Source organism: Pseudomonas sp. P867, assembly GCF_019891455.1.
Classification (GTDB): domain Bacteria; phylum Pseudomonadota; class Gammaproteobacteria; order Pseudomonadales; family Pseudomonadaceae; genus Aquipseudomonas; species Aquipseudomonas synxantha_A.
This window is the reverse complement of sequence record NZ_JAFLXB010000018.1, coordinates 74,684-96,627: the sequence shown is the minus strand read 5'-3', so window position 1 is coordinate 96,627 and position 21,944 is coordinate 74,684. Positions and strand designations below refer to the sequence as shown.

Sequence of the window (21,944 nt, the reverse complement as noted above, 5' to 3'; positions counted from 1 at the left end):
TTGCTGCTCCCATTGAATTTATCCGCGGTTGCTTGAGTCACTCAAAGCAGTGCATTGTTTTTCCATCCACAGGACCTCAAGGACCGACCATGACCTTTTTCATCTTCCTGCTCGCCTGCGCCGCCGCCGCCAGTACCGGTGTGATCTTCAAACCCGGTGCCTGGTACGAATCCCTGGTCAAGCCCAGCTTTACCCCGCCCAATTGGCTGTTCCCGGTGGCATGGACGATCATCTACCTGCTGTTGGCCTGGGCCGGTTACCGCTTGACCCTGATCCCCGGCAGCGAAATGGTGTTGGCCTTGTGGGCGGCGCAGATTGCATTGAACACGCTGTGGACGCCGGTGTTCTTCGGTGCCCATCGGTTGTTCGCCGGGATGGTGATTATCGTGCTCTTGTGGCTCACCGTGGCAGCGATGGTGGTGCTGGCCGTGCGCCTGGATTTGATTACCGGACTGATCCTGTTCCCGTATCTGGCGTGGCTGTGCGTGGCCGCGGCGTTGAACTTCTCGATCCTGCGTAATAATCGCTGATGGCTTACCAGCATTGGCCCGCCAGCGAGCCCGAACTGGCCCAGATGCGCCGCTTCAATCAGAAACTGGCGTGGATGCCGCGCTTTAAAGTCCGCAACCGCGTGACGCCGCGCATGATCCAGGCACTGCTACGCGCCAGCCAGACGTTCAAGAAGGCGCCCGTGGTTGAGCTGAAAAGGCTGGGCACGGTGCCCGTGCGCATCTTGCGCCCCAGTGGCAAGCTCAAAGGCGTGGTGCTGGATATCCACGGCGGTGGCTGGGTGATCGGCAATGCGCAAATGAATGACGACCTTAACCTCGGCATGGTCAACGCTTGCGATGTGGCGGTGGTGTCGGTGGATTATCGGCTGGCGGTGGATACGCCGATCGAAGGGTTGCTGGACGACTGCCTGACGGCTGCGCGCTGGCTCCTGGCGGATTGCCCGGAGTTTGCCGGCCTGCCGGTGTTTTTCGTCGGTGAATCGGCCGGCGGGCATCTGGCGGCGGCCACCTTGTTGGCGCTCAAGCAATGGCCCGAGTTACTCCAGCGGGTAAGCGGCGCGGTGTTGTATTACGGCGTCTACGATTTGACCGGCACGCCCAGTGTGCGCACGGCCGGGCCGGGCACCTTGTTGCTGGACGGACCGGGCATGGTCCAGGCGCTGCGCCTGCTGACGCCGGGGATCAGCGACGAGGCGCGCCGGCAGCCGCCTTTGTCCCCTTTGTATGGGGACTTTGAGGGGCTGCCGCCAGCGCTGATGTTCGTGGGCGAATTGGACCCGCTCAAGGATGACACCCTGCTTATCGCCGAGCGATGGGCGGCGGTTGAGGCCCATCTACTGCCGGAAGCGGCCCATGGGTTTATTCATTTTCAGGTGGCGATGGCCGATCGCGTGTTGGCTTACGCTCGCCAGTGGATAACGGCTCGGATCCTTGGCGATGAGCGTTAGTATCGAGGCGGTGCAGGCCGCTGACATTCCTCAGGTGCTGAGCTTCGCTTTGCAGGCGCGTGATGAACTGTTTCCTACGCTTAGTGCCACCGGTGTCCCTCACGATCTGGCGCAGTTTGAAGCGATCTACCTTGAGGGCGGCGGGCGGTTTTTGATTGCTCGTGCCGAAGGCCGGATAGTTGCCTCGGTGGCTTATCGGCCCTACGACGGCCGCTTCCCGCAGTTGAACTATCAGGGGCGCAAGACGGTGGAAGTGGTGCGCCTGTATGTGCTCCCGGCAGTGCGCCGCCTGGGCCTGGCGGGCCAGTTGTACCGCTCGCTGGAGGCGCTGGCGCGGGCGAATGGCGTGGAGGTGATGTACTTGCACACCCATCCGTTTCTGCCCGGCGCGATTGATTTCTGGCGGCGGCAGGGGTTCGAAGTGGTGGATGTCGAGGCCGACCCGATCTGGCAAACAACCCATATGCACCTGCCTCTGTAGAACCAATGTGGGAGGGGGCTTGCTCCCGATGAGGGAGTGTCAGCAAACACATCTATGACTGACCCACCGACATCGGGAGCAAGCCCCCTCCCACATTTTGATCACAGTTGGCTGTCAGGCTGTCACCAGAACAAGCTGCTCCAACCTACAGGTTCAGTTGGAGCGCAGACGCAGGATTTGCGCACCGTCGAACGGGTCTGTCAGGTAATGCCCCTGCACCCCGAAGGTCTCTTGCAAACGCTGCGGCGTCAGCACTTGCAGCGGCGCGCCCAGCGCCACCAGGTGCCCGCGATCCAGTACGGCCAGGCGATCACAGGTCAGCGCCTGATTCAGGTCATGCAGCGCAATCAAGGTCGTCACCGGCAAGCCTTGCACGCCTTTGAGGATCGCCAGTTGATGCTGGATATCCAGGTGATTGGTCGGCTCGTCCAGCAATAAAATCTGCGGCCGTTGCGCCAGGGCGCGGGCGATGTGTACGCGCTGACGCTCGCCACCGGAGAGGCTGCGCCAGGCGCGTTGGCTCAGGTGGGTGGCGTCTACGTCGTGCAGGGCCTGGTGCACGATGGCATCGTCTTCGCGCGACCACGGGCTCAGCGCCGACAGCCACGGCGTGCGGCCCAGGGCCACGGCATCGAACACGCGAATGGCGTCGTCGGTGTCGGCCTGTTGCTCCACGACCGCCAATTGTTGCGCGATGGTGCGGCGCGGCAACTCACCCAGCGGCTTGCCACCCAGGCGAACATCGCCGCTGGCCGGCACACGTAATCCAGCCAGCAATTTGAGCAGGGTGGATTTGCCTGAACCATTGGGCCCGACGATGCCGAGGGTTTCACCCAACTGCACGTCCAGGTCAATGTCACGCAGCAACTGCGCCTCACGCACTTTGAAGCCCAGGCCGCTGCAACTGAGCACGCTCATCGCGCATTCCTCCGGCCAATCAGGATCAGCGCAAACACCGGCGCGCCCACCAATGCGGTCACCACACCCACCGGAATCACCTGGCCCTTGATCAAGGTGCGCGACAGCACGTCCGCAGCGATCAAAAACAGCGCGCCACCCAAGGCGCTGGCTGGCAGCAAGCGCGAATGCCCGGTGCCAAGCAACAGGCGCACCGCGTGGGGAATCACCAAACCGACAAACCCGATGGAGCCGACGATGGACACCATCACCGCCGTCACCAGCGCAGCGCAGGCCACCAGCACAAATTGCACGCGGCGCACCGGGATGCCGAGGGAGGCCGCCGAGTCGCTGCCGAAGGTAAACGCATCCAGTGCGCGACGGTGCCACAGGCACACCGCGAGCCCCACGACCGCCACCGGCACCGCCAACCACACCGATGGCCAGCGCACGCCGCTGAGGTTGCCCAGCAGCCAGAACATAATGCCGCGGGCTTGTTCGGAGCTGGCGGACTTGGTGATCAGGAACGCGGTCAGGGCATTGAACAACTGCGAGCCGGCGATGCCCGCGAGGATGATCTGCCCGGTGCCGCTGGACGATCCGCTGGCCCGCGCCAGCAGCGTCACCAGCGCAAACGCCGCCATCGCCCCCACAAACGCGCCGGCCGATAACGACACCAGGCCACCGCCCACGCCAATCAAGGCAACGAGTACCGCGCCGGTTGACGCGCCGGCGCTGATGCCCAGCAGGTACGGATCGGCCAGCGGGTTACGCAGCAGTGATTGCAGGATCACGCCGCATGTTGCCAACCCTGCGCCGCAGGCTGCGGCCACCAGGGCACGGGTGAGCCGATAGTTCCACACCACACCTTCGTCGATGGGGTCCAGCACGAAGCCTGCGCCCCAGAGTTTATTGGCGAGCACCTGCAGCACCACCTGCGGTTCGATGGCAGTTTCACCGATGGCGACGCCAGCGAGTAGGGCGAGCAGCAGCAACGCCAGGGCGAGTAGGGTGCGCATCATTGGCCCAGGTTATAGCCGTCGATGGCGGCGGCCAGTTGTTCAAGGCCTTCGAAGGTGCGCAGGCTCGCCTGCAACGCCAGGGCGTCGAGGATGATGATGCGGTTGTTCTTCACCGCGTCCATGTTGCGGGTCACGGGGTCGCTGCGCAGGAAGGCGAGTTTCTTTTCATGGTCGTCGGCCGGGTAGCGGCGGCGGTCCATGCGTGCGATCACCAGGAAGGTGGGGTTGGCCTTGGCGATGGTTTCCCAGCCGACGGCGGGCCACTCTTCATCGGACTGCACGACGTTACGCAGGCCTAGGGTTTGCAGCATGAATTGCGGCACGCCCTTATGGCCGGCTACGTAAGGGTCGCTGGCCATTTCGGCGCTGGAGAACCACACCAGTGCGCTGGCCTGCTTCAAGCCTTTGCCCTGCGCCGTAGCGACGGATTTGGCCAGGCGCGCCTTGAGTTCGTCGGTCAGTTGCTGGCCGCGATCCTGTACGTCGAAAATCTGCGCCAGTTGCTGGAGGCTCTGGTAGATCGTCTCGATGCGAAAGGGCTCCAACCGGGTGCCATCGGCGCCCACCAGGTTGTCTTTGCCTTCGCAGTCGGACGGCAACAGGTAGGTGGGGATCTTCAGTTCATGAAACTGCTCACGGGTGCCGACCACGCCTTGGGGCCCTACCACCCATTCCAGTTCGGCGGCCACCAGTTGCGGGCGCTTGGCGAGTACGGCTTCGAAGCTTGGCTCGTTGTTGGCCAGGCGCTCGATGAGGTCGTCCTGGGCCTTGTACTGCGCCGCCACGTTGTTGAACCACAGCGAAGTGCCGACCACCTTGTCGCCCACGCCCAGGGCGTAGAGCATCTCGGTGGCGGCCTGGCCGATGGTCACGCTGCGGGCGGGGGCGTGCTGGAAGGTCAGGGTGCTGCCGCAGTTTTGCACGGTCAACGGGTACTGAGTGGGCGCGGCTTGCGCCAGGGCACACATACCCAAGCCTGCGATCAGGGCGGTAACGCGTGGCAGCATGAGGCGATCTCCTTGTGAACCGTAGGTGCAGCAGGGGAGGTACGGCTCGGAAATACGCCCATGGACGCTGCTGATGGGCAGGGCCAGGATGTCCTTCCCGGACACCCCGCCGGTTAGTGAATTAGCTGGGCCGGCAGGTCTCCTGACTGATGCGTCGTCGCCTTGCTCCCGCCTTCCCGGACGCGGTCCAGTGGCAGTGGGAGCAGGCTCGGCATCTACAGTTGCGGGGGCAGTTTCGGTTCACGTCGCGTGCGGCGTTTCGAATTCCCTGTTAGTCCCATACGGGAACCGGCGGCGGTATGGTAAGCGATCACACCCTGTAGGCGCGAATCAGAGTCGAATATCTTGCGGCCCGCGGATCAGCGCTTCGATCCGGGTGCCTGTGGCGCGCTCTTCGTTGCTGAACCCGTCGTAGTCGGCCAGGTTGGCGAAGCGGATTCCGGTCAGTTGTTCGATCGCAATCACACTGCGCTGGTAGGTGCGAAGCGGGCCGAATACCAGGTCGAGTTGGCCCAGCTCGCGGCTTTGGTCAATCATGTAGGCGCTGGCGGACGGTTTGCCATCGTCGCTGAGGTAGGCCACCACTTTCCAGAACGCCTTGGGGATTTTCACGCCACGGTAAAGCCGGTCGTCATCGGCGAACACTGGCCCGGTAAACACCGTGGCCCGGGCTTTCCAGCGCTGGGTGTTGTCGAGGATGTAGTCTTCGAGCTCCAGCCAGGTTTTCTGGTTGAAGCCGCTCATTTGAGGGGAGCAGTTGGTGAAGTGAAAGGTGTCGAAGTTGGCGGTGTTCGCCTCGTCGCCCCAGTTGGGGTCCTGGCGCCGTACCAGGTGGCCGCGGTCCAGGCCATTGCCGGCATAGAGGTCTTCACCTACTTGGGCGTCCAGGGGCAAGCGGCCATCGTAGGCCCAGGTGTCGTTGCTGCGCGTGATGTCCACATGCTTGGCGCCGTCGATATTGACCCCCACGTAGAGCGCCAATCGTCGGGAGCGCGACATGGTGATGGAGAAATGCGTGTAGTCCAGGCGCTTGGGTTGCACGTCGCCCGCCAGTGGCTCGCCAACCGTGGGCCATGGCACCACGAAATCGCTGAGGAAATCGTCGGCATAGCCCGCGCGGTTTTTGAAGTCCTTGGCCGCTGTGACACGCGGCGTCGCGGCTCTGGCTTCCAGCAGGGTGGGGCTGGCCGCGACCAATGGACGCAGGTCGGCGAGCCTTGGGCGGTGGGAAAGGTCGATTTGGGCTGTGCGGGCGGGCATGGGCATGTTCCTTATGGGCCTCGGATAAACACCACTGAAACACAAACTCATGACAATTTGGCCCAGGGGGCGAACACAGGGCTATCCTGAAAACCGTTACCCGGACGTTCATCACACGCCAAAAAGGAGCCAGCTCATGTGTGTTCGCCAACTGCGCAACCCGATTTTCTGCCTGATCCCGCCGTACATGCTCGACCAGATCGCCCGCCACGGGGATAAAGCCCAGCGGGAGGTCGCATTACGCACGCGCGCCAAGGACAGCACGTTCCGGTCGTTGCGTATGGTCGCGGTACCCGCCAAGGGCCCGGCCCGCATGGCGCTGGCCGTGGGCGCCGAGAAACAGCGCTCGATCTACAGCGCCGGAAACACCGATAGCCTGCCCGGCAAGCTGATTCGCGGTGAAGGGCAGCCCGCCAGTGGCGATGCCGCGGTGGACGAAGCCTATGATGGACTGGGCGCGACCTTCGATTTTTTTGACCAGGTATTCGACCGCAACTCCATCGACGATGCGGGCATGGCGCTGGACGCCACGGTGCACTTCGGCCAGGACTACAACAACGCGTTCTGGAATTCGACCCAGATGGTGTTCGGCGATGGCGACCAGCAGTTGTTCAATCGTTTCACCGTGGCACTCGACGTCATTGGCCATGAGTTGGCTCATGGCGTGACCGAGGATGAGGCCAAGCTGATGTACTTCAACCAGTCCGGCGCGCTGAACGAGTCGCTGTCGGATGTATTCGGTTCGTTGATCAAGCAGTACGCGCTGAAGCAAACGGCCGAGGACGCCGACTGGTTGATCGGCAAGGGGCTGTTTACCAAAAAGATCAAAGGCACCGCTCTGCGTTCGATGAAAGCCCCGGGCAGCGCCTTTGATGACAAGCTGCTGGGCAAAGACCCGCAGCCGGGGCATATGGATGATTTTGTGCAAACCTACGAGGACAATGGTGGCGTGCATATCAATTCCGGCATTCCCAACCACGCGTTCTATCAGGTGGCGACCAAGATTGGCGGGTTCGCCTGGGAGCGTGCAGGGCGGATCTGGTATGACGCACTGCGCGATTCGCGGCTGCGGCCCAATTCCGGCTTTTTGCGTTTTGCGCGTATCACCCATGATATTGCCGGTCAGCTTTATGGCGTAAACAAGGATGAGCAGAAGGCGGTCAAGGCAGGCTGGAAAGCGGTGGGCATTAACGTTTGACGAAGCCGCCTGTGCGGCGAGGAACAGCCATGCGAATTTCAATCAAGGAAAGCGGCGGGGCGGCGTTTTTTCCAGGGTTGGCCAAACCGCGCAGCGTCGAACTGGACGCGCTGCCCGAGCAGGACCAGCAAGAGTTGCGGCAACTGATCGAAGACTCGGGTTTCTTTCGGTTGCCGCAAAGCACTCGCCCTGAACCAGGCAACCCCGGCCAGGTGCATTACACCCTGACAGTGACGGAAGGAGCGCGCGAGCACACGGTCTGTGTGCTCGCGCCGGTAAAACCCCAGGCCCTGGATGGTTTGGTGCAGTGCGTGCGACGACATATTAATTGTTGAAGTGCCAAGGCTGGCAGGCTACTTGCGATCCAGCCACACCGTCTGCGCATTGCAGAACTCGCGTACACCGAAGTGCGACAGCTCGCGGCCGAACCCGCTTTTCTTTACGCCGCCAAACGCCACCCGAGGGTCCGACACGCTGAACGCGTTGACGAAGACCCCGCCGGTTTCCAGCTGGTCGGCAATCGCTCGCGCCTTTGCCGAGTCGGCCGTGAAGATGCTGGCCGTCAGGCCGAACTCGCTGTCGTTGGCCAGGGCCACGGCGTGGTCGGCGTCGCGGGCGGTGATGATCGACGCCACGGGGCCGAACAGTTCCTGTTTGAACGACGTCATTTGGTCGGTGACGTCGGCCAGTACGGTCGGCTCATAGTAATTGCCCGCGCCCGCGACTTTATGGCCGCCCAGCAGCAGCCTGGCGCCTTCTTCCAGGGTCGCCTGGACCTGGCCGTGCAGTTCGTCACGCAGATCAAAACGCGCCATGGGGCCAATATAGGTGGCGGTCGAGGTGGGTTCGCCCATCACCAGGGCGCGGCTGGCTTCCAGGAATTTGGCGGTGAAGGCTTCAACCACGCCTGCTTCGATGATCAAGCGCTTGGCGGCTGCGCAGACCTGGCCGCTGTTCTGGAAGCGGCCGATGACGGCGGCTTGTACGGCGGCGTCGAGGTCGGCGTCGTTGAGCACGATAAACGGGTCGGAGCCACCCAGTTCCAGCACGCATTTTTTCAACGCGGCCCCGGCCTGTGAGCCGATGGCAATACCGGCGCGAACGCTGCCGGTGAGCGTCACGGCGGCGATGCGCGGGTCGGCGATGGCGGTGGACACGCCGTCCTGGGTCACGTTGATCACTTCAAACACGCCTTCGGCAAAACCGGCTTTGCGCAGCGCTTGCTGGATCAGGTAGGCGCTGCCCATTACGTTGGGCGCATGTTTGAGTACATAGGTGTTGCCGGCGAGCAGGGTCGGCACGGCGCCGCGCAGCACTTGCCACACCGGGAAGTTCCACGGCATCACCGCGAGGATCGGGCCCAGTGGGCGGTATTCGATCCGGGCGCTGCCGTTGTCCACCAAGGTAGGTTCCGGGGCGAGCATGGCCGGGCCGTGGGCGGCGTACCACTCGCTGAGCTGGGCGCATTTTTCAATCTCGGCGCGGGCCTGGGCGATAGGCTTGCCCATTTCCAGGGTGATCATCTGCGCCATGTCTTCAGCTTGCTCACGCAGGGCGACAGCCAGGGCCAGCAGATAGTCGGCACGCTGGTTCACCGGGGTGTGGCGCCAGGTACGGAAGGCATCGGTCGCGCGGGTGAGGGCGGCATCCAGTTGTGCTGCGCTTTCATAGGGGTAGCTGGCAACGGTTTCACCGTTGGCGGGATTGATCGACAAGGCGTGGGTCTGGTGGGAAATAGCGTTGTTCATGGCACCGTCCGGCTGAATGAGTGGAATGGGACCAGCGTACGGGGCTGTATCTTTTCTGGAAACTGAATAATATTAAGCAATACGTTCATGAATGGAGAATGACTTGGATCTGGTGCAGCTGGAAATCTTCAAGGCGGTTGCCGAACAAGGCAGCATCAGCGCCGCCGCACAGTTGATTCATCGGGTGCCGTCGAACCTCACCACGCGCATCAAGCAACTGGAGCAGGATTTGGGCGTGGAGTTATTCATCCGTGAGAAGAGTCGATTGCGTTTGTCCCCTGCGGGGTGGAATTTCCTCGGCTATACGCGGCGCATTCTCGATCTGGTGCAGGAAGCCCGCGCCACGGTGGCGGGGGAGGAGCCCCAAGGCGCCTTTGCCCTGGGCTCGCTGGAGAGCACGGCGGCGGTGCGTATCCCGGCGTTACTAGCGGCGTATAACCAGCAATACACCAAGGTGGAGTTGGACCTGAGTACGGGCCCCTCGGGCACCATGATCGAAGGCGTACTGTCGGGCCGGCTGACGGCGGCCTTTGTCGATGGGCCGGTGCTGCATTCCACGCTGGAGGGTGTGGCGGTGTTTGAGGAGGAGATGGTGGTGATCGCGCCGCTGCATCACGCGCCGATCAGCCGGGGGCAGGATGTGAATGGCGAGAACATCTATACGTTTCGCTCGAACTGCTCGTACCGGCATCACTTTGAACGCTGGTTTTCACAGGATGGCGCGGTGCCGGGCAAGATCTTCGAGATCGAGTCCTACCATGGCATGTTGGCCTGTGTCAGCGCCGGGGCCGGGCTGGCGCTGATGCCGCGCAGTATGCTGGAGAGTATGCCGGGGTGTGCGGCGGTGAGTGTGTGGCCGTTGACGGACAGCTTTCGACTGCTCAATACCTGGCTGATCTGGCGGCGGGGCACGGTTTCGCAGAGTTTGAACAGTTTCGTAAAACTGCTGGAAGAACGCAATCTGCCAGCATCCTAGATCAAATGTGGGAGCTGGCTTGCCTGCGATAGCGGTGTGTCAGTCAATGAATCTTTAACTGAACCGCTGCTATCGCAGGCAAGCCAGCTCCCACAGGTGTCTTGCATCAGCCGCCAAATTGCAGGGTGCCCATCGCCAGTTTGGCCATGATCGCCGTTGCACCCAGTTGCACCAGCCATAAAGCCAACCCTCCAAGAAATACACCTAACGCCACTTGCAGAACCAAACTCTTCTGGCGCTTGGCTTGCGGTGCGCGTGGGGCATAGTCGTGCAATTCGTCGCGGTCGGCGCGCAGGTCCAGGTCATCGTTTCTCATAGGGTTCTCGCAGCAAGGAGGCAGTCGACGTTCAGTCTAGTGTGTTCGCCAATAAAAAGGGGGAAGCCAATGGCTTCCCCCTTCGTCTAACGCTTGCCGGCTTACAGCACCTCGACAATCGCCTTGGTCACCGCACCAATGTTCGACTGGTTCAGCGCCGCCACACAGATACGCCCGGTGTCCAGTGCATAGATGCCAAACTCGGTACGCAGGCGTGTGACTTGCTCAACGGTCAGGCCGGAGTAGGAGAACATCCCACGCTGGCGACCGACGAAGCTGAAGTCATGACCTGGCGCAGCCTTGGCCAGCTCGGCCACCATCTGCTCGCGCATACCGCGGATGCGCAGGCGCATTTCGGCCAACTCGGCTTCCCACTGAGCGCGCAGCTCAGGGTTGTTCAACACTGCGGCAACGATGGCTGCGCCGTGGGTGGGCGGGTTGGAGTAGTTGGTGCGGATCACGCGCTTGACCTGGGACAGGATGCGCGCGCTTTCTTCCTTGGACTCGCTGACGATCGACAGCGCGCCTACGCGCTCGCCATACAGCGAGAACGACTTGGAGAACGAGCTGGACACAAAGAAGGTCAGGCCCGACTCAGCGAACAGGCGCACTGCGGCGGCGTCTTCGTCGATGCCATCGCCAAAGCCCTGGTAGGCCATGTCGAGGAACGGCACCAGGTTCTTGGCCTTGACCACCTCCAGCACGTCTTGCCAGTCGGCCGGGCTCAGGTCGACGCCGGTCGGGTTGTGGCAGCAGGCGTGCAGCACCACGATGGACTGTGGTGGCAGGGCGTTGAGGTCTTCGAGCAGGCCGGCACGGTTCACGTCATGGGTGGCCGCGTCGTAATAACGGTACGTCTGCACCGGGAAACCGGCTTTTTCGAACAGCGCCTGGTGGTTTTCCCAGCTTGGGTCGCTGATGGCGACGACGGCGTTGGGCAGCAGTTGCTTGAGGAAGTCTGCGCCGATTTTCAGCGCGCCAGTACCGCCGACGGCCTGGGCGGTAATCACACGGCCGGCGCTCAGCAGCGGCGACTGCGCACCAAACAGCAGCTTCTGCACGGCCTGGTCGTAGGCCGCGATACCGTCGATCGGCAAGTAGCCACGGGCGGCGTGTTGCGCCACGCGAATGGCTTCCGCTTCGGCAACGGCACGCAAGAGTGGAATTTTCCCCTCCTCGTTGCAGTAAACGCCCACGCCAAGGTTGACCTTGGTGGTTCGTGTATCGGCGTTGAATGCTTCGTTGAGGCCCAGGATAGGATCGCGTGGTGCCATTTCGACAGCGGAGAACAGGCTCATTTTTGCGGCAGCTCTATGGGGGAAGGGAGGGACGTGTCGCGCTCCAGCCGAATGCACTAGAGCGGTGCACAAACGGGGAGCTAGTATAGAGGCCATCACCGCGCAGGGCGACAGCCGAAATGGCTTTTCGGCCAAGTTTTTCGGTTTATTTGCTGACCGTTAGTCTTATTGCAACCTTGAAGGGAAAGGACATGTAGGACGTCAGCCTTGAAACCCGTCACATTCGCCACCACTTCTACAGCTATCATGGTTTTTTCCTGCAACCTGCGATGATTATTCGCGGGTTGCTGAGCTATTTCGTCCCTGGCGGTGTCGAGTCTGGGGTGACTTCACGAGGTACGTTATGTCGGATTTCCAGCTCGTTACCCGTTTTGAACCCGCCGGCGATCAACCGGAAGCCATTCGCCAGATGGTCGAAGGCATCGAGGCCGGCCTGGCGCACCAGACGCTGCTTGGGGTGACCGGTTCCGGCAAGACCTTCAGCATCGCCAACGTGATCGCCCAGACCAACCGCCCGACCCTGGTGCTGGCGCCGAACAAGACCCTGGCCGCGCAGCTTTACGGCGAGTTCAAGGCGTTCTTCCCCAACAACGCGGTTGAGTACTTCGTTTCCTACTACGACTACTACCAGCCCGAAGCCTACGTGCCGTCCTCCGATACCTTTATCGAGAAGGATGCATCGATCAACGACCATATCGAACAGATGCGGCTGTCGGCGACCAAGGCGTTGCTGGAGCGCAAGGACGCGATCATCGTCACCACGGTGTCGTGCATCTACGGTCTGGGCAGCCCCGAAACCTACTTGAAGATGGTGCTGCACGTTGACCGTGGCGACAAACTCGACCAGCGCGAACTGCTGCGCCGCCTGGCGAGCCTGCAGTACACCCGTAACGACATGGACTTCGCCCGCGCCACCTTCCGGGTGCGCGGCGATGTGATCGACATCTACCCGGCCGAATCCGACCTGGAAGCGATCCGCATCGAGCTGTTCGATGACGAAGTCGAAAGCCTGTCGGCCTTCGACCCGTTGACCGGCGAGGTGATCCGCAAGCTGCCGCGCTTTACCTTCTACCCGAAAAGCCACTACGTGACCCCGCGTGAAACCCTGATGGGCGCCATCGAGGGTATCAAGGTCGAGTTGGCCGAGCGTCTGGAATACCTGCGTTCCAACAACAAGCTGGTGGAAGCCCAGCGCCTTGAGCAGCGCACCCGTTTTGACCTGGAAATGATCCTGGAGCTGGGCTACTGCAACGGCATCGAAAACTACTCGCGCTACCTGTCGGGTCGCGAATCCGGGGCGCCGCCGCCGACCCTCTATGATTACCTGCCGCCGGACGCCTTGCTGGTGATCGACGAATCCCACGTCAGCGTGCCGCAGGTGGGGGCCATGTATAAGGGCGACCGCTCGCGTAAGGAAACCCTGGTGGAGTACGGCTTCCGCCTGCCGTCGGCGCTGGACAACCGGCCAATGCGCTTTGACGAGTGGGAGGCCATCAGCCCGCAGACCATCTTTGTGTCGGCGACGCCCGGCAACTATGAAGCCGAGCACGCTGGTCGCGTGATCGAGCAGTTGGTGCGACCTACTGGCCTGGTGGACCCGGAGATTGAAATCCGCCCGGCGCTGACTCAGGTCGACGATCTGCTGTCGGAGATCAACAAGCGCGTGGCCCTGGAAGAGCGGGTGCTGGTTACCACATTGACCAAGCGCATGTCCGAAGACTTGACCGACTACCTGGCCGACCACGGCGTGCGCGTACGTTACCTGCACTCGGACATCGACACCGTGGAGCGGGTAGAGATCATCCGCGACCTGCGCCTGGGGACCTTCGATGTGCTGGTGGGGATCAACCTGCTGCGTGAGGGCCTGGACATGCCCGAAGTGTCGCTGGTGGCGATTCTGGATGCGGACAAGGAGGGCTTCCTGCGCTCCGAGCGCTCGTTGATCCAGACCATCGGCCGGGCGGCGCGTAACCTCAATGGCCGGGCGATCCTGTATGCGGACCGCATCACCGGCTCCATGGAGCGGGCGATTGGCGAGACCCAGCGTCGTCGCGACAAACAGATCGCGTTCAACCTGGAACACGGCATCACCCCCAAGGGCGTGTTCAAGGACGTTGCCGACATCATGGAAGGCGCCACCGTGCCCGGCTCGCGCAGCAAGAAGCGCAAGGGCATGGCCAAGGCTGCCGAGGAAAGTGCCAAGTACGAGAACGAACTGCGCTCGCCGAGTGAGATCACCAAGCGGATTCGGCAGTTGGAAGAGAAGATGTACCAGCTGGCTCGGGACCTGGAGTTTGAGGCGGCGGCGCAGACGCGGGATGAGATTGGCAAGTTGCGCGAGCGTCTGTTGGCTGTTTAATTTGCGTTGATTGGGCTGGCCTCATCGCGGGCAAGCCCGGCTCCCACATTGATCTGTGAACGCGGTCAAAATGTGGGAGCTGGCTTGCCTGCGATGGCCGCGCCTCGGTTTTCCAGATATCCCCCAGGCTGTTACCATTCGCCCCTTGTTTCAATTTTCAGTTTTATCGCCCATTCGAGACCTGCCATGACCACCGTCCGCACGCGCATTGCGCCATCGCCTACTGGGGATCCCCACGTCGGTACTGCTTACATCGCCTTGTTCAACTACTGCTTTGCCAAGCAGCATGGTGGTGAATTCATCCTGCGGATCGAAGATACCGATCAACTGCGCTCCACCCGTGAGTCGGAACAGCAGATTTTCGATGCCTTGCGCTGGCTGGGCATTACCTGGGCTGAAGGTCCGGACGTCGGCGGCCCGCATGGCCCGTATCGCCAGAGCGAGCGCAGCGACATCTACAAGCAATACACCCAGCAACTGGTCGACATGGGCCACGCCTTCCCGTGCTTCTGCACCGCCGAAGAGCTTGACCAGATGCGCGCCGAGCAACAGGCCCGTGGCGAGACCCCGCGCTACGATGGTCGCGCGCTGCTGCTGTCCAAAGAAGAAGTGGCCGCACGCCTGGCGGCTGGCGAACCCCACGTTATCCGCATGAAAGTGCCGAGCGAAGGCGTGTGCGTGGTGCCGGACATGCTGCGCGGTGACGTCGAAATCCCGTGGGACCGCATGGACATGCAAGTGTTGATGAAGACCGACGGCTTGCCGACGTACTTCCTGGCCAACGTGGTCGACGATCACCTGATGGGCATCACCCATGTGCTGCGCGGTGAAGAGTGGCTGCCATCGGCGCCGAAACTGATCCTGCTGTACGAATACTTCGGCTGGGAGCAACCGCAGCTGTGCTACATGCCGCTGCTGCGTAACCCGGACAAGAGCAAGCTGTCCAAGCGCAAGAACCCAACGTCGGTAACGTTCTACGAGCGCATGGGCTTTATGCCTGAGGCGATGCTCAACTATCTGGGCCGCATGGGCTGGTCGATGCCGGACGAGCGCGAGAAATTCTCGTTGCAGGAAATGGTCGACAACTTCGATCTCTCCCGTGTCTCCCTCGGCGGGCCGATCTTCGATATCGAGAAGCTGTCGTGGCTCAACGGCCAGTGGCTGCGTGACTTGCCCGTGGAAGAGTTTGCCAGCCGCGTGCAGCAATGGGCGTTGAACCCCGAGTACATGATGAAGATTGCGCCGTTGGTGCAGGGCAGGGTAGAGACATTCAGCCAGGTCGCGCCCTTGGCCAGTTTCTTCTTTGCCGGCGGCGTGAACCCGGATGCCAAGCTGTTTGAATCCAAAAAGCTCTCCGGCGACCAGGTTCGCCAACTGATGCAGTTGATCCTGTGGAAGCTCGAAAGCCTGCGCCAGTGGGAAAAAGATGCGATCACGGCCACGATCCAGGCGGTGGTGGAATCCCTTGAGCTGAAACTGCGCGATGCCATGCCGCTGATGTTTGCCGCGATCACCGGGCAAGCGAGTTCGGTGTCGGTGCTCGATGCGATGGAAATCCTCGGCCCGGACCTGACCCGTTTCCGCCTGCGCCAAGCCCTTGATTTGCTTGGTGGTGTGTCGAAGAAAGAAAACAAGGAATGGGAAAAGCTGCTGGGCGCCATCGCTTAAGCAGGCCGTTGCAGTGACGAAACCCCGGTTTTCCGGGGTTTCGTCGGTAAGTGATTGTTATCCCGGCAAAAAATTTTGAAAATTGTTGAAAATAAATTTGACACGTTTCCAAACCGCCATTAAGATTCGCCCCGTCCTCACCGATGAGGGGCTATAGCTCAGCTGGGAGAGCGCTTGCATGGCATGCAAGAGGTCAACGGTTCGATCCCGTTTAGCTCCACCAATTTACAGGTTCAAGGTTCCGGCCACACCGTCCTTGAATTGATCAGGTCTCAGCTCTGATCAGATGTACAGAAGGTTTCGTCCCCTTCGTCTAGTGGCCTAGGACACCGCCCTTTCACGGCGGTAACAGGGGTTCGAGTCCCCTAGGGGACGCCAGTTTCAACAAGCAGCTCGAAAGGTCTGCTGCGTCGCGAGACGAAAAATCCGGGGCTATAGCTCAGCTGGGAGAGCGCTTGCATGGCATGCAAGAGGTCAACGGTTCGATCCCGTTTAGCTCCACCAATTTTACAGGTTCAAGGTTCCGGCCACACCGTCCTTGAATCGATCAGTTCTCAGCGCTGATCAGTGTATAGAAGGTTTGTGTCCCCTTCGTCTAGTGGCCTAGGACACCGCCCTTTCACGGCGGTAACAGGGGTTCGAGTCCCCTAGGGGACGCCACGATTACCCGCTTTGCGGGATTTTTAAGGGTCATTCAATTATTGAATGGCCCTTTTGTTTGTCTGGCGTTCGGCCATTTTCTTGATTGATTCCATTTTTTTGTTCTGACCGGCGGTCGTACCTTTCGCTTGCGCAATATTATTATGGTAATAATATCCAACCCATGAAAGTCGGAGGCCTTGATGAGCGATAAAAAAGCGCAAACCCGCGAACGTATTTTGCAGGCTGCCAGCGCGGCATTGATCCAGCGCGGCCCGGCTGAGCCGAGTGTGGGGGAGGTCATGGGGGCGGCAGGGCTGACCGTCGGTGGTTTCTACGCGCACTTTGAAAGCAAGGACGCGTTGATGCTGGAGGCGTTCAGCCAGTTGCTGGCGCAGCGCCGGGCCTCTATCGACGATCTGGACACGCAGCTCACCGGCGAAGAGCGTCGGGCGCTGGTGGCGGCCTTCTATCTGTCACGCAAGCATCGTGATTCAACCTCCCAGGCCTGCCCCTTGCCGGCCACAGTTGGCGAGATGGGTCGCTTGCCCGACGCATTTCGCGAGGTCTTGAGCGAGCACGTGGAGCTGATGACTGCGCAGCTGGCCGACAGCCCTGAAGACATCGACAAGGCGCTGGCGGACATGGCCTTGATGGTGGGTGGCCTGACATTGGCTCGCGCACTGGGGCCGGGTGAGTTGTCGGACCGCGTAATCCGAGCGGCCAAGTCGGCGGTGCGCTGAAGAGGCGCGCCTCGACTGCCGCCGTCTACAGCAGCGGCAAACCGCCTGATACACTGCCCCGCCGACATCAATCGACTGGAGCAAGGCATGGGCTGGGATTTGGCAACGCCGTTTATCATCGATCTGCAGGTTGCGCCTGAAGACATCGACGGCCTCGGGCACGCCAACAACGCGGTGTACGTGTCCTGGCTTGAGCGTTGCGCCTGGCGCCACTCCCAGCGCCTGGGTCTGGACCTCACCGAGTATCGCCGCCTGGACCGCGCCATGGCGGTGGTACGCCATGAGATCGATTATCTGGCGGCAGGCTATGAAGGCGATGAGCTGCAACTGGCCACCTGGATCGTCGACTGGGATCAGCGCCTGAAAATGACCCGTCGTTTCCAACTGGTACGCCCCCGCGACGGCGCGACGCTGCTGCGCGCGCAAACCACCTTTGTGTGCATCGAGTTGTCCAGCGGCAAACCCAAGCGTATGCCTGCCGAGTTTATTGAAGGTTACGGTCCCGCCCTGACAGGGGGTTAACGGTCCTCGCCGGAAACCCAGTAAACTGCGCCACGATTTTTGTTGAGTGTTTTCCATGCAAATTGCTTTGGCGCCCATGGAGGGGTTGGTCGACAACATCCTGCGGGACGTGTTGACCCACGTGGGCGGTATCGATTGGTGTGTGACCGAGTTCATCCGTGTCAACGACCGCCTGCTCACCCCGGCCTATTTCCACAAGCTCGCTCCGGAGCTGCTGCACGGTGCCCATACCGCAGCGGGTGTGCCGCTGCGTGTGCAACTGCTCGGCTCCGACCCGGTGTGCCTGGCCGAAAACGCTGCCCTGGCCTGTGAGCTGGGGTCTGAGGTGATTGACCTGAACTTTGGTTGCCCGGCCAAGACCGTCAACAAGTCCCGGGGTGGCGCGGTGCTGCTCAAGGAGCCGGAGCTGCTCAACCAGATCGTCGAGCACGTGCGCCGTGCCGTGCCCGCCCACATTCCCGTGACCGCCAAGATGCGCCTGGGCTTCGACAGCCCGGATGGCGCGCTGGTATGCGCCACCGCGTTGGCCGAGGGCGGTGCTGCACATATCGTCGTCCACGCGCGCACCAAAGCCGATGGCTACAAGCCGCCGGCCCACTGGGAGTGGATCCCGCGGGTGCAGGACGTGGTCAAGGTGCCGGTATTTGCCAATGGTGATATCTGGAGCGTCGAAGATTGGAAGCGTTGCCGTGAAATCAGTGGCGCCGAAGACATCATGCTCGGCCGTGGCCTGGTGGCGCGTCCTGACCTGGCAAGGCAGATTGTGGCGGCCAAGGCCGGTGAGGAAGTGGTCGAGATGACCTGGGCGCAGATGCAGCCGATGCTTCAGGAGTTCTGGCGCCAGTCGGTGGCGCAACTGACTGAAAAACAGGCACCCGGCCGCTTGAAGCAATGGCTGGCGATGCTGACGCGCAACTACCCGCAGGCGGTGGAGCTGTTCACCGCGCTGCGCCGCGAGACCGACCTGCAATGCGTCAGCCGTCTGCTGGGCATGCAGCATCCGGTCCCGCTCGACCCTGTTCCAGCAACCGCCTGAAGCCTTCTATCGGCAACGGACGGCTGTGCAGATAACCCTGGAATAAATGGCAGCCCAGCTTTTGCAGGAACGCCAGTTGCTCCGGGGTTTCCACGCCCTCGGCGATCACGTCCAGGTTCAAGCTGCGCGCCATGGCTACGATGGCGCGGATGATCTCGGCGTCATTAGGGTCGTGGGTGGCATCGCGTACGAATGACTGATCGATTTTCAATGCATCCACGGGCAGGCGCTTGAGGTAGGTCAGGGATGAGTAGCCGGTGCCGAAGTCATCCATTGCGAAGCTCACGCCGAGCTTTTTCAGGCGACGCATCTTCGCCACGGTATCGTCCAGGTTCTGGATCACGATGCCTTCGGTGATCTCCAGTTTCAGCAGGCTGGAGGGCAGTTGATGCTGCTTGAGGCTGTGTTCTACCCGTTCCACAAAGTCGTTCTGGCGAAACTGCCGCGGGCTGATATTCACGCACAGGCTGAAATTGAGCGGGTCTACCAGACCGTCGGCAATCAACTGGGCAAAGGCGCCGCAGGCTTCATCGAGAATCCAGGTGCCGACTTCCAGGATCAGGCCGCTGTCTTCCAATACCTTGATAAATTCCGTCGGCGACTGCGCGCCCAGTTGCGGATGTTGCCAGCGCACCAGGGCCTCGGCCCCCACAATCCGGTTGCCACGCGCATCCACCTGGGGCTGGTAATGCACGCTGAACTCGCCGCGTGACAGGGCCAGGCGCAGGTCGGTCTCCATGCGAAGGCGCTCGCTGGCGGTTTTTTGCATGCTGTTGTGGAACATCTGTGTGGTATTGCGCCCTGAATCCTTGGCGCGGTACAGGGCGATGTCGGCACGCTTGAGCAAATCGGCTGGCGTGGTGCCGTGGTCGGGAATCAGCGCTACGCCGATGCTGGGCGTGACCTGCAAACGATGGCCGTCAAGGAACATCGGCTCCGACAGCAACTCACGCAATGTATCGGCCACGCTTTGCACCTGGTCGCTGACCTCCTGGCGCTTACCCTCAAGACCGCTGAGCAGCACCACAAACTCATCGCCGCCCAGGCGTGCCACGGTGTCCTCCATGCGCACGCTGGCTTCCAGGCGTGCGGTGACGATTTTCAACACGGTATCGCCCACCGGGTGGCCGAGGGAATCGTTGATGTGCTTGAAGTGGTCGAGGTCGAGGAACAGCAGGGCGCCGCGCAGGTTGTGGCGCTTGAGCAGGGCGATCTGCTGGCTCAGGCGGTCCATCAGCAGTGCGCGATTGGGCAGGTTGGTGAGCGGGTCGTGATAGGCCAGATGGCGGATCTGCGCCTGGGCGTTTTTCAGCAGGCTGACGTCTCGTGCGGTCAGCAGCAGGCAGGGGGTTTCGTTCAGGGTGATCGGCTCGACCGAGACCTCCACCGCCAGCACCTCGCCTCGTTTGTTGTGCCAGAGCATTTCCAGATGATGGATGCGGCCCTTGATCTGCAACTCGGCCAATAATGCCGCGCGCTGGTTTTCATCGGCCCAGATGCCGATCTGGTACAGGGTCAGGCCGATGGCTTCTTCGGTGCGGTAACCGGTCAGGCGGCAAAAACCGTCATTGACCTCCACATAACGGCCGGTGTCGCGTTCGGTGATTGAAATCGCGTCGGGGCTGGAGTGAAACGCCTTGGCGAACTTCTCTTCACTGGCCTTGAGGGCAGCTTCCGAGCGTTGCTGCTGGGTGATATCCCGAAGGGTGGTGACGATGCAGGGTTGGTCGCTGACCTTGATCAAGCGGCTGGAGATGACGCAGGTCAGGCTTTGGCCGTCCTTGTGATGCACCACGATGGCCACATTGCTCAGGGCCTGTTCGCGAATCACCCGCTCGATGCGTTGCAGGCGCTTGCTGGAGTCGTCCCACAGGCCGATTTGTTCGGCGCTTTTGTCCAGTACTTCGGCGGCTGTCCAGCCAAAGGTCTGGGTAAACGCCGGGTTGATCTCGATAAAAGCGCCGCTTTCCAGGCAGGTCACGCAGATAGGGTCGGGGCTGGCCTGGAACAGGCTGGCAAATTTTTCCTCGGAGGCGGTGAGGCGTTGCTCGCGTTCGACCTGATCGGTGATATCCAGCAAGGTGCCCGCCATGCGCAGGGGTTTGCCTGCTTCGTCGCGGTACAGGCGCGCACGGCTTTCCAGATAGCGTGGGCTGCCGTCCTCCAACTGCACGCGGTAGGTCAATTGGTAGTTGCCGTCCGGGCCTTCACGCAAGCTGCGGTAGGCATTGCGCATACCCTCGCGATCCTGGTCGGACATCCCTTCGAAAAATGCATCGAAGGATTCATGAAAGGGCGCGGGTTCGAGCCCGTGCAGTTGGGCGGCGCGGGCCGAGCCGTAGAGCATGCCGCTGGGGATGTGCCAATCCCAGGCGCCCAGTTGCGCGGAATCCAGGGCCAGGTCGAGGCGCTCCTGGCTGTCTTTGAGCGCTTGCTCGGCGTTTTTGCGTTCGGTGGTGTCCAGGAACGTGCTGATCAGGTAAGCCTCACCGTCCAGTTCCACCTTCTGGGCGCTGAGCGTGCCGTCGTGGATCTGGCCGTTGCTGGCGCAGAACTGCACCTCCATGGTGATGGGTTCGCCTTTGCGCTGGGTGGCCTTGACCAGCAGTGCACGCTGCTCCGGATGGCGCCACAGGCCCAGTTCCAGGGTGGTACGGCCGATGGCATCGGCCACCGGCCAGCCGAACAGCATTTCGAAATACTGGTTGGCTTCGCTGATCAAGCCATCGGCCTGGCGGGTCAGTAGCACCATGTTCGGGCATAAATGGAACAATGTGGCGAAGCGCTTTTCGGAGTGGCTGAGGGCGTGTTCGCGGTCGCGCTGATGGGTGATCTCGCGGATCACTCCGATCATGCGGCGCCGTCCGGCTTTTTCCGGCGCGAGGCTGCCGCTGATTTCCAGCCAGTGCAGGCTGCCATCGGGCCACTGGATGCGATGGTGCATGGCCCGTTCGAACGGCTCTCCTGCCAGGACCGCGTGAAAACCACGCACCACCCGTGCGCTGTCTTGCGGGGCCAGCAAGTCAAGGTAGTCGAGGTCCTTGGGCAAGGGTTGATGCGGGTCAAAGCCGAATAACGCTTGAGTACCCCGTGACCAACTGATTCTTCCCGTGTCGATTTCCCAGCACCAGGCGCCCAGCCGGGCGGCATTCAGGGCTGCCAGCAATTGCGGGGCACTGTCCCAGCTTTGCTCCGCCGCTTGGGGGTCCAGGGCGTAGATGCGGGGCAGGGGGGGTACGGGGTCGCCGGGGTTGCGCATTGTCAATGTGCCTTGGCTCGGTGAGAAGACAGCGCGGTTTTCCTTGAAACCCGAGG

19 protein-coding genes, 4 tRNA genes and 1 riboswitch are annotated in these 21,944 nt (G+C 61.6%); of the genes, 15 read left to right on the top strand and 8 right to left on the bottom strand.

From position 1 onward, the window contains the following. Positions 1–89: 89 nt before the first annotated feature. Genes J1G33_RS25550 through J1G33_RS25540 form a run of 3 tightly spaced genes read left to right on the top strand, consistent with a single transcriptional unit; the run spans position 90 to position 1,940 of the window. Positions 90–530, top strand: a complete 441-nt coding sequence (locus J1G33_RS25550; protein WP_003192600.1) for a TspO/MBR family protein — start codon at positions 90–92, stop codon at positions 528–530. Next, entirely contained in the window at positions 530–1,459 is a 930-nt protein-coding gene (locus J1G33_RS25545; RefSeq protein ID WP_223019008.1) for an alpha/beta hydrolase, read from the top strand. Before J1G33_RS25550 ends, J1G33_RS25545 begins: the two co-directional genes overlap by 1 nt. After that, complete coding sequence (locus tag J1G33_RS25540; RefSeq protein ID WP_223019007.1) at positions 1,449–1,940, top strand: GNAT family N-acetyltransferase; 492 nt, start codon at positions 1,449–1,451, stop codon at positions 1,938–1,940. The genes J1G33_RS25545 and J1G33_RS25540 overlap by 11 nt, the downstream gene beginning before the upstream one ends. Positions 1,941–2,093: 153 nt before the next feature. Here the strand turns inward: J1G33_RS25540 and J1G33_RS25535 are convergent, their stop codons facing one another. The 4 genes from J1G33_RS25535 to J1G33_RS25520 all read right to left on the bottom strand — a co-directional run bounded on the left by J1G33_RS25535 (position 2,094) and on the right by J1G33_RS25520 (position 6,126). Then, positions 2,094–2,858, bottom strand: coding sequence for an ABC transporter ATP-binding protein (locus J1G33_RS25535; protein ID WP_223019006.1), 765 nt, complete (start codon positions 2,856–2,858; stop codon positions 2,094–2,096). Beyond that, on the bottom strand, positions 2,855–3,859 hold the full coding sequence (locus tag J1G33_RS25530) for an iron ABC transporter permease (protein WP_032880229.1): 1,005 nt from the start codon (positions 3,857–3,859) through the stop codon (positions 2,855–2,857). Before J1G33_RS25530 ends, J1G33_RS25535 begins: the two co-directional genes overlap by 4 nt. Next, the gene (locus J1G33_RS25525; protein WP_223019005.1) at positions 3,856–4,866 is read right to left on the bottom strand and encodes an ABC transporter substrate-binding protein; all 1,011 of its coding nucleotides are present in this window, start codon (positions 4,864–4,866) and stop codon (positions 3,856–3,858) included. The genes J1G33_RS25530 and J1G33_RS25525 overlap by 4 nt, the downstream gene beginning before the upstream one ends. Before the next feature lie 114 nt (positions 4,867–4,980). Beyond that, a riboswitch (cobalamin riboswitch) is annotated at positions 4,981–5,174 on the bottom strand. A gap of 22 nt (positions 5,175–5,196) precedes the next feature. Beyond that, a complete protein-coding gene (locus J1G33_RS25520; protein WP_223019004.1) occupies positions 5,197–6,126 on the bottom strand; it encodes a DNA/RNA non-specific endonuclease in 930 nt (309 codons plus the stop codon). Between the two features lie 136 nt (positions 6,127–6,262). On the opposite strand from J1G33_RS25520, the gene J1G33_RS25515 reads away from it, so the two are divergent. Together J1G33_RS25515 and J1G33_RS25510 are read left to right on the top strand one after the other, a co-directional pair. Further along, positions 6,263–7,324, top strand: a complete 1,062-nt coding sequence (locus tag J1G33_RS25515; RefSeq protein WP_032880233.1) for a M4 family metallopeptidase — start codon at positions 6,263–6,265, stop codon at positions 7,322–7,324. A 29-nt stretch (positions 7,325–7,353) separates the two neighbouring features. Then, positions 7,354–7,659 (top strand): protealysin inhibitor emfourin, encoded by a 306-nt coding sequence (locus J1G33_RS25510; protein WP_005789790.1) that lies wholly within the window; start codon positions 7,354–7,356, stop codon positions 7,657–7,659. A gap of 18 nt (positions 7,660–7,677) precedes the next feature. Here J1G33_RS25510 and J1G33_RS25505 read toward each other — a convergent pair whose 3' ends face one another. After that, a complete protein-coding gene (locus J1G33_RS25505; protein WP_148854398.1) occupies positions 7,678–9,072 on the bottom strand; it encodes an aldehyde dehydrogenase family protein in 1,395 nt (464 codons plus the stop codon). 103 nt (positions 9,073–9,175) lie between these two features. Between J1G33_RS25505 and J1G33_RS25500 the strand changes: the two genes are divergently transcribed. Continuing rightward, positions 9,176–10,048, top strand: a complete 873-nt coding sequence (locus J1G33_RS25500) for a LysR family transcriptional regulator (RefSeq protein WP_223019003.1) — start codon at positions 9,176–9,178, stop codon at positions 10,046–10,048. A gap of 106 nt (positions 10,049–10,154) precedes the next feature. On the opposite strand, the gene J1G33_RS25495 is transcribed toward J1G33_RS25500, so the two are convergent. Together J1G33_RS25495 and J1G33_RS25490 are read right to left on the bottom strand one after the other, a co-directional pair. Continuing rightward, the gene (locus J1G33_RS25495; protein ID WP_005789784.1) at positions 10,155–10,364 is read right to left on the bottom strand and encodes a hypothetical protein; all 210 of its coding nucleotides are present in this window, start codon (positions 10,362–10,364) and stop codon (positions 10,155–10,157) included. Positions 10,365–10,465: 101 nt separating this feature from the next. Continuing rightward, positions 10,466–11,662, bottom strand: a complete 1,197-nt coding sequence (locus J1G33_RS25490) for an amino acid aminotransferase (protein WP_223019002.1) — start codon at positions 11,660–11,662, stop codon at positions 10,466–10,468. A gap of 343 nt (positions 11,663–12,005) precedes the next feature. Between J1G33_RS25490 and uvrB the strand changes: the two genes are divergently transcribed. The 9 genes from uvrB (at position 12,006) to J1G33_RS25445 (ending at position 18,629) form a co-directional block, all read left to right on the top strand. Beyond that, entirely contained in the window at positions 12,006–14,021 is a 2,016-nt protein-coding gene (gene uvrB / locus J1G33_RS25485) for an excinuclease ABC subunit UvrB (RefSeq protein ID WP_005789781.1), read from the top strand. Positions 14,022–14,207: 186 nt separating this feature from the next. Further along, positions 14,208–15,689, top strand: coding sequence for a glutamate--tRNA ligase (gene gltX, locus J1G33_RS25480; protein ID WP_005789780.1), 1,482 nt, complete (start codon positions 14,208–14,210; stop codon positions 15,687–15,689). A 147-nt stretch (positions 15,690–15,836) separates the two neighbouring features. Continuing rightward, positions 15,837–15,912: transfer RNA gene (locus J1G33_RS25475), tRNA-Ala, on the top strand. 79 nt (positions 15,913–15,991) lie between these two features. Further along, positions 15,992–16,067: transfer RNA gene (locus tag J1G33_RS25470), tRNA-Glu, on the top strand. 50 nt (positions 16,068–16,117) lie between these two features. After that, a tRNA-Ala gene (locus J1G33_RS25465) sits at positions 16,118–16,193 on the top strand. A gap of 80 nt (positions 16,194–16,273) precedes the next feature. Then, positions 16,274–16,349, top strand: a tRNA-Glu gene (locus J1G33_RS25460). A 182-nt stretch (positions 16,350–16,531) separates the two neighbouring features. Next, positions 16,532–17,071, top strand: coding sequence for a TetR/AcrR family transcriptional regulator (locus J1G33_RS25455; RefSeq protein WP_005789779.1), 540 nt, complete (start codon positions 16,532–16,534; stop codon positions 17,069–17,071). A gap of 87 nt (positions 17,072–17,158) precedes the next feature. Then, a complete protein-coding gene (locus tag J1G33_RS25450; protein WP_005789778.1) occupies positions 17,159–17,593 on the top strand; it encodes a thioesterase family protein in 435 nt (144 codons plus the stop codon). A gap of 55 nt (positions 17,594–17,648) precedes the next feature. Further along, complete coding sequence (locus tag J1G33_RS25445) at positions 17,649–18,629, top strand: tRNA-dihydrouridine synthase (protein ID WP_005789777.1); 981 nt, start codon at positions 17,649–17,651, stop codon at positions 18,627–18,629. Here J1G33_RS25445 and J1G33_RS25440 read toward each other — a convergent pair. Next, positions 18,568–21,888: an EAL domain-containing protein gene (locus J1G33_RS25440; RefSeq protein ID WP_032880242.1), complete on the bottom strand. Its 3,321-nt coding sequence runs from the start codon at positions 21,886–21,888 to the stop codon at positions 18,568–18,570. The two genes, J1G33_RS25445 and J1G33_RS25440, sit on opposite strands and share 62 nt — an antisense overlap. Positions 21,889–21,944: the final 56 nt, after the last annotated feature.